Annotated in this window: 6 protein-coding genes; 2 read left to right on the top strand and 4 right to left on the bottom strand. The window is 61.9% G+C overall.

Features of this window, described 5'->3' with window-relative positions; genetic code table 11:
* The first annotated feature begins 217 nt into the window (after positions 1-217).
* Positions 218-1153, top strand: coding sequence for an IS110 family transposase (locus DM807_RS05520; protein WP_179026968.1), 936 nt, complete (start codon positions 218-220; stop codon positions 1151-1153).
* A gap of 186 nt (positions 1154-1339) precedes the next feature.
* On the opposite strand, the gene tauD is transcribed toward DM807_RS05520, so the two are convergent.
* From tauD to tauA, 4 genes are read right to left on the bottom strand one after another with little or no spacing between them, the layout of a single operon-like run.
* Positions 1340-2173: a taurine dioxygenase gene (tauD, locus tag DM807_RS05515; RefSeq protein WP_060493647.1), complete on the bottom strand. Its 834-nt coding sequence runs from the start codon at positions 2171-2173 to the stop codon at positions 1340-1342.
* A 48-nt stretch (positions 2174-2221) separates the two neighbouring features.
* Complete coding sequence (tauC, locus tag DM807_RS05510) at positions 2222-3061, bottom strand: taurine ABC transporter permease TauC (protein WP_012270037.1); 840 nt, start codon at positions 3059-3061, stop codon at positions 2222-2224.
* Entirely contained in the window at positions 3058-3846 is a 789-nt protein-coding gene (gene tauB, locus DM807_RS05505; protein ID WP_012270038.1) for a taurine ABC transporter ATP-binding subunit, read from the bottom strand. Before tauB ends, tauC begins: the two co-directional genes overlap by 4 nt.
* Positions 3847-3859: 13 nt before the next feature.
* Entirely contained in the window at positions 3860-4831 is a 972-nt protein-coding gene (gene tauA, locus DM807_RS05500) for a taurine ABC transporter substrate-binding protein (RefSeq protein WP_060493646.1), read from the bottom strand.
* Between the two features lie 508 nt (positions 4832-5339).
* Between tauA and DM807_RS05495 the strand changes: the two genes are divergently transcribed.
* Positions 5340-6668: an OprD family porin gene (locus DM807_RS05495; protein ID WP_012270040.1), complete on the top strand. Its 1329-nt coding sequence runs from the start codon at positions 5340-5342 to the stop codon at positions 6666-6668.
* The last annotated feature ends 2 nt before the right edge of the window (positions 6669-6670 follow it).

Below are 6670 nucleotides of genomic sequence, written 5' to 3'. Positions count from 1 at the left end.
CCCGCTTGTGTCTTGAGGAGGGAATAGAATCTAAGGTGAGAGCGGTGAATGGCAAGTTGATAGCCCGAGGTGCCTCGAGCACGTGTGGGAGCACAAGCTGCCATTCACCGTTCCACTTTGGCGAGAGCCCGAACAGTTGGATGAGGGCCAAATCTCGAACCACAAGCGTGGGCCAAGCCAAAGCGCTCTCACTCCTTGAGTCTAAGAGGGTTTGGCCATGTTTTCCTCTGTCGGCATCGATGTTTCCAGCACCACACTTGCCGTGCACATCCGCCCCGAAGGTTTGAACTTCAATGTTTCCAATGACCTGAACGGATTCAGTCAGCTTGTCGAAAAACTCGGCGAGTATCAGGTTTCAGCAATCATCCTTGAAGCGACCGGCGGTTACGAATGCAACGTCCTGCGGGCTCTACATGACGCTGGTCTTCCGGCGTACCGGATAAACCCCAGCCGCGTCCGGGCCTTTGCCAAATCCATGGGTAAACAAGCCAAGACCGACCCCATCGACGCTGCGGTGCTGGCTCACTTCGCCGAAGTGCTGCCGCCTCAACGGTATACGGTAATGACGCCTGAACGGGCCTTGCTGCGCGAGTTGCTGATGCAGCGGGATCGCTTCGTCCAGCAACGTGACGATGACAAACGTCGGCTGAAGCAGGCCCAGTCAACCAGCGTCTGCTTCCGTCTGGAGCGCCACATTGTTTACCTGAAAGGTGAAATCAAAGCGCTCGAACTCGAGATCGCTGAACAGGCCGTGAAGCTCAATGACGACCGTGTCCCACGCCTCTTGGAGGTCAAAGGCATTGGCTTGGTCACGGCAACCAAGCTGGTGGCTCTGCTGCCGGAGTTGGGCCAGGTGGACCGTAAGGAAATCGCGGCACTGGTGGGTGTTGCACCGTTCAACCAAGACAGCGGCAAACACGCGGGCAAGCGCGAGATCTGGGGTGGCCGGTCACGTGTCAGGCGAGCGCTGTACATGGCCTGCTGGATCGTCATCCGATACAACCAAGACTTCGGAGCCCGCTATGCGGCTTTGCGGGCCGAGGGGAAATGCGCGAAGGTGGCGATAGTGGCGTGCATGCGGGTCTTGATCATACGGCTGAATGCGATGCTAAAGGCCGGAACACCTTGGCAGGAGCAGGTGGCCCATCCGTAAGAGTCAGCCATGCTGGCGATGCCCGGCAGAGCCGGGCCAAGGGCGCTACGCGCCCCATCGCCAGCAAGGCCAGCTTCCACAAGAAGACAGTTGCTCCCACAGGTACAGCGCAGGCTTCAAAACCGGTGCCATCCCTGTGGGAGCGGTTTTACCCGCGAAGAGGCCGGGGCTGTTGATGAATTTCTGTTAGAAGGGTGCATCACCCAGGATGGTCGCCCGATGCATCACCCGCCGGTTCGGCCGGTAATCATCCACCGCAAAATGCTGGGTCACGCGGTTGTCCCAGAACGCCACGTCATTCTCCTGCCAGCGCCAGCGAATGCTGAACTCCGGCCGTGTCGCATGGGCGAACAGCAGCCTCAGCAGTGCATCGCTTTCCAGCTCGCTCAGCTCATTGATGCGCGTCGTAAACCCTTCATTGACGAACAACGCCTTGCGCCCGCTCACCGGGTGCGTGCGCACCACCGGGTGCGACAGCGGTGGGTTGTTGCGCCGCGTGGCCTCCCAGCGCGCCAGGTCTTCTGGCGTGGTGCCAAAGCGCTCCAACGGGAACGACTTGGTGAAGTCGTGGGTGGCGGTCAGCCCGTCTAGCATCTCACGCAGCGGCGCCGACAAGGCTTCGAACGCCGCAATGCCGCTGGCCCACAGGGTATCGCCACCGTAGGCCGGCAGTTGCTTGGCACTGAGCACCGCGCCCAGCGCCGGGGTCGGCAGAAAGGTCACGTCGGTGTGCCACACGGCGTTGTCGCGCACATCGGTCACTGCCGTATCGAGCACCAGCACTTGCGGGGTTTCTGGCACGTTCGGGTAGATCGGGTGGATGTGCAGGTCCCCGAAGCGGGCGGCAAAGCGCGCCTGTTGCTCCGGGTTGATCGGCTGGTTGCGGAAGAACAGCACCTGATGCTGCAGCAATGCCTGTTCGATGGCGTCACGCGCTTGCGCGCTGATATCGCGGCTGATGTCCACGCCGCTGATCTGGGCGCCAAGGGCCGGGCTGAGGGGGGTAATGGTCAGGCTCATGTCTTTTCTCGTGCTAGGCGCCGGGTTGCCGGCGTGGTCAGTCGGCAATCAGTGGCTCTGCCCATGCCAGGGCACCAGTTTGCGTTGCAGGGCACGCAGGCTCATTTCCAGGGCGAAGGCGATCAGGGCGATCAGCAGAATGCCCAGCACCACCACGTCGGTGACCAGGAACTGCGCCGCCGACTGCACCATGAAGCCCAGGCCGCTGGTGGCGGCGATCAGTTCGGCGGCGACCAGGGTCGACCAGCCGACGCCCAGGCCGATGCGGATGCCGGTAAGGATGTCGGGCAGCGCACTGGGCAGGATCACATGGCGGATCAGCTGGGCCTTGGTCGCACCCAGCGACTGCGCCGCCCGCAGCTTGGCCGGGTCGACCGTGCGCACGCCGGTGGCGGTGGCAATGGCGATGGGGGCGAAGATGGCCAGGTAGATCAGCAGCACCTTGGACAGCTCGCCGATACCGCACCAGATGACGATCAGCGGCAGGTAGGCCAGCGGTGGGATCGGCCGATAGAACTCGATCAGCGGGTCGAGAATGCCGCGTGCCACGCGGTTGTAGCCGATGGCGATGCCCACCGGGATGGCGGTGAGGGTGGCGGCCAGCAGGGCCAAGCCGATGCGGCCCAGGCTGGCGCCCAGGTGCTGCCACAGGCTGGCGTCCATGTAGCCTTGGGTGAGCAGTGTCCAGGCCCTGGCCAGGATGTCGCCGGGCGAGGGCAGGAACAGCGGCTCGATCCAGCCGGCGGCCGTCACCAGCCACCAGGCCAGCAGCAGGCTGGTCAGGGTCAGGGTGCTGATCCAGCGGGTGGACAGTGGGCGGCGCAGCTTGGCGGCTGGCCGGGCTTGGGTGTCGTGTTTGCCGGCGACCGGCAGGTCCAGGCTGCTCATGCGGGCTCCTGCAGGCTTTGGCGTTGGGAAAATACCCGCGCCAGCACATGCTCGCGGGTTTCGATGAAGGCAGGGTCGGACTTGATGGCCCGGGCCGATTCGCCAGCGGCGTAGCGCTGGCCGAAGTCCAGTTGCAGGCGTTCCACCACGCGCCCAGGGTTGGGGGCCAGCAGTACCAGCTCGCTGGCGAGGAACACGGCTTCTTCGATGTCGTGGGTAATCAGGAACACCGGCTTGGCGGTGCGCTGCCAGACCTGCAGCAGCAGTTCCTGCATCTGCTCGCGGGTGAAGGCGTCGAGGGCGCCGAACGGTTCATCCATCAGCAATACCCGAGGGTCGGCCGCCAACGCGCGGGCCAGGCCCACCCGCTGTTTCTGGCCACCGGACAACTGCCAGATGCGCCGTTCGCCGAAGCCCGCGAGGTCGACGAGGGCGAGCATTTCACGGGCCTTGGCCTCACGCTGAGCGCGGGGCACGCCGGCCAGTTCGAGGCCGAAGGCGACATTGCCCAGCACGTTTTGCCATGGCAGCAGGGCATCGTCCTGAAACACCACACCGCGCTCGGCACCTGGGCCCTGCACCGGTAAGCCGTCGAGGGTGATGCGCCCGCCGCTGGGGGCGACGAAGCCGGCGATCAGGTTGAGCAGCGAAGTCTTGCCGCTGCCCGAAGGCCCCAGGGCCACCAGCAACTGGCGAGGCCCCAGGCTCAGGTTGATGTCGGCCAGCACCGGGGTGCTGGCGCCAGGGTACTGTGCGCTGATGCGCTCCAGTTCGAGCAAGGCCATGACGGGCTCCGGATCAGTTTGGAAGGAACTTGGCGCTGACGTACGGCGAGTAGTCCGGCAGCACGGCTTCGACCTTGCCTTGCTGCTTGAGGAAGTTGGCGGTATCGGTCAGTGCTTGGGTGGTCGGCGCGCCCAGGGCATTGGCTTGGTCCGCAGCCAGTGGGTAGACGTTGCCCTCCAGCAGCACCGGGATGTCGCTGGCCTTGGCGCCGGACAGCTTCACCAGCTTGTCTACGTTGGCCTTGTCGGCCAGCCAGGCTTTCGGGTCTTTGCGGTAGTCGGCGTAGGCATCGAGCGTGACCTTGGCAAACGCCTTGACCACATCAGGGTGTTTCTCAGCGAAGTCCTTGCGCACGATCCAGGCGTCGAAGGTTGGCGCGCCTTTCTGGGCCAGTTCGCCGGAGGTGATCAGTACCTTGCCATTTTCCTTGGCCACGCCCAGGGCCGGGTCCCATACGTAGGTGGCGTCGATGTCGCCGCGCTTCCAGGCAGCAATGATGGCCGGCGGGGCCAGGTTGAGGATCTGCACCTTGGAAGGGTCGATGTTCCAGCTTTTCAGGGCCGCCAGCAGGCTGTAGTGGCCAGTGGAAACGAACGGTACGGCGACTTTCTTGCCGACCAGGTCCTGCGGGGTCTTGATGCTGTCGCGAGCGACCAGCGCCTCACCGGCACCAATCTGCGTGGCGATCAGGAAGGTCTCGACCGGCAGCTTGCGGGTGGCAGCCGCGGCCAGTGGGCTGGAACCCAGGTAGCCGATCTGAACGTCGCCGCTGGCCACTGCGGTGATCACGTCGGCGCCGTTGTCGAATTTGCGCCAGTCGATGCTGGCCTTGCTGGCCTTTTCGTAGTCGCCATCCACCTGGGCCACTTTGGCTGGGTCAACGGTGGTCTGGTAGGCCACGGTCAGGTCGGCAGCCTGGGCTAACCAGCTGGTGCTGGCGAGGGTCAGGGCAGCGAACAGGCGCAGCGGAGCGTGCGGGATCATGGTTGAACCTCTCGTCAGGCAATTGGGGGCTGGATGACGAGAAGGCTAAATGATCTAAGAAAGTTAAAATAAATAACTTTTTTGCATTAGCTTAGGAGACAAATGCTTTAAGCGGCTGGGCGCTCTGACGCGGTGGTTTCGCTCAATGGCGAAATCAGCGGAGCCTGCTAGGCTTTTTCGTCCCTATAGAACGATACGGAATTAGGTTATGAGCAAACGTTTGCAAATAACCAAAAGTTATGAATTGTGCGGCTGCTACAACGAATGGCAGTAAAGGTTCCAACCATATTCCGTAAAAATCTTACGAATTCATAAAACGGTCATTTTGGATTTATAGGATTGTCATTATCCTGTAGCGCAGGTGGCGTCTTAGACCAAAGTCGCGAAACGTTTAGAAACGATTGACTTAATGGTCACGCTTTGGGACTAAATCGCCAATCCACGGTGAGCGGGGCAGCAGACCCTTCCGCCAGAGATACACAAGAATTAGAACGTAGAGGAGCAAAACATGTACAAGTCCAGCCTGGCTCTGGCCGTGGCACTGGGGGTTCTCGCCCAACAAGCAGGCGCTGCCGGTTTCGTTGAAGACAGCAAACTGTCGCTCAGCTCGCGCACCATGTACTTCAACAACGACAACCGTGACGGCGGTGCAGACAACCGCGAATCGGGTCAGGGCTTCAAGCTCGACTACATCTCCGGCTTCACCGAAGGCACCGTTGGTTTTGGTGTCGATGCCCAGGCCCTGTGGGGTATCCACCTGGACGGTGGCCGTGGCAAGCACCCTGACAACAGCAGCTTCTTCCCAAGCGACACCGACGGTTCGGCTGTGAGCCAGTGGGCGCGTGTTGGCGCCAACGCCAAGGCCCGCTTCTCGAAGACCGAGGTGCACTTCGGTAGCGCCCTGGCGCCGAACCTGCCGATCCTGGTCTCCAACGATGGCCGTCTGCTGCCGCAAACCTTCGAGGGTGGCACCATCCAGTCGAAGGAAATCGACAACCTGACCATCAACGCCGGTCAGCTGACCCACGCCATGGGCCGTGCGTCGAGCAACCGTACGGGTCTGTCGGTCAACGGTGGTACCCAGGACAGCAACAAGTTCCGTTACGGCGGCCTGGACTACAAGCTCACCAAAGACCTGACCCTGCAGTACTACTACTCGAACCTGGAAGACTACTACAAGCAGCACTTCCTGGGCCTGACCCACGTGTTCCAGATCGACCAGGACCAGTCGTTCAAGACTGACCTGCGTTACTTCGACAGCAGCAGCGACGGCAAGAACGGCGAAGCCGGCTACCGCTTCAACAACAACGGTGGCTACGCCAAGAACACTGGCGAGGTCGACAACAAGACCTGGTCCGCGATGTTCACCTACACCCTGGGTGGCCACTCGCTGATGCTCGGCCACCAGCGCGTCAATGACGACGGTGGCTTCGTCTGGTTGAACCAGGGCAGCGTGGTTGACGGCAACGGCCGCAACGAAGGCGCCGGTGGTTCCAGCTTCTACCTGTTCACCGACAGCATGATCAACCAGTTCGCCAAGGCCGGTGAAAACACCACCTTCGGTCAGTACGCCTACGACTTCGCTCGCCTGGGCGTGCCGGGCCTGAAAGCCTCGGTTGCCTACCTGAAAGGTGAAGACGGCAAGAACGCCGTTGGCGGCGGTACTTTCAGCGAATGGGAACGTGACGCTCGCGTCGACTACGTTATCCAGGAAGGCACCTTCAAGGGCCTGGGCGCCAGCCTGCGTCACGGCGTATACCGTGGCACCGGCACCAGCTCGCTGGCTGACCAGGATCAGACCCGTCTGATCTTCAACTACACTTACAACTTCCTGTAAGC

This window comes from Pseudomonas hunanensis (genome assembly GCF_013393325.1).
Lineage (GTDB): Bacteria > Pseudomonadota > Gammaproteobacteria > Pseudomonadales > Pseudomonadaceae > Aquipseudomonas > Aquipseudomonas putida_P.
The sequence above is the reverse complement of the archived record's forward strand: the minus strand, read 5'-3'. Positions and strand labels throughout refer to the sequence as shown.

Bases quoted from the DNA above. Each gene is read 5' to 3' on its own strand.
- DM807_RS05495 (WP_012270040.1), top strand. From the start codon at position 5,340: ATGTACAAGTCCAGCCTGGCTCTGGCCGTGGCACTGGGGGTTCTCGCC.
- DM807_RS05520 (WP_179026968.1), top strand. From the start codon at position 218: ATGTTTTCCTCTGTCGGCATCGATGTTTCCAGCACCACACTTGCCGTG.
- tauB (WP_012270038.1), bottom strand. From the start codon at position 3,846: ATGGCCTTGCTCGAACTGGAGCGCATCAGCGCACAGTACCCTGGCGCC.
- tauC (WP_012270037.1), bottom strand. From the start codon at position 3,061: ATGAGCAGCCTGGACCTGCCGGTCGCCGGCAAACACGACACCCAAGCC.
- tauA (WP_060493646.1), bottom strand. From the start codon at position 4,831: ATGATCCCGCACGCTCCGCTGCGCCTGTTCGCTGCCCTGACCCTCGCC.
- tauD (WP_060493647.1), bottom strand. From the start codon at position 2,173: ATGAGCCTGACCATTACCCCCCTCAGCCCGGCCCTTGGCGCCCAGATC.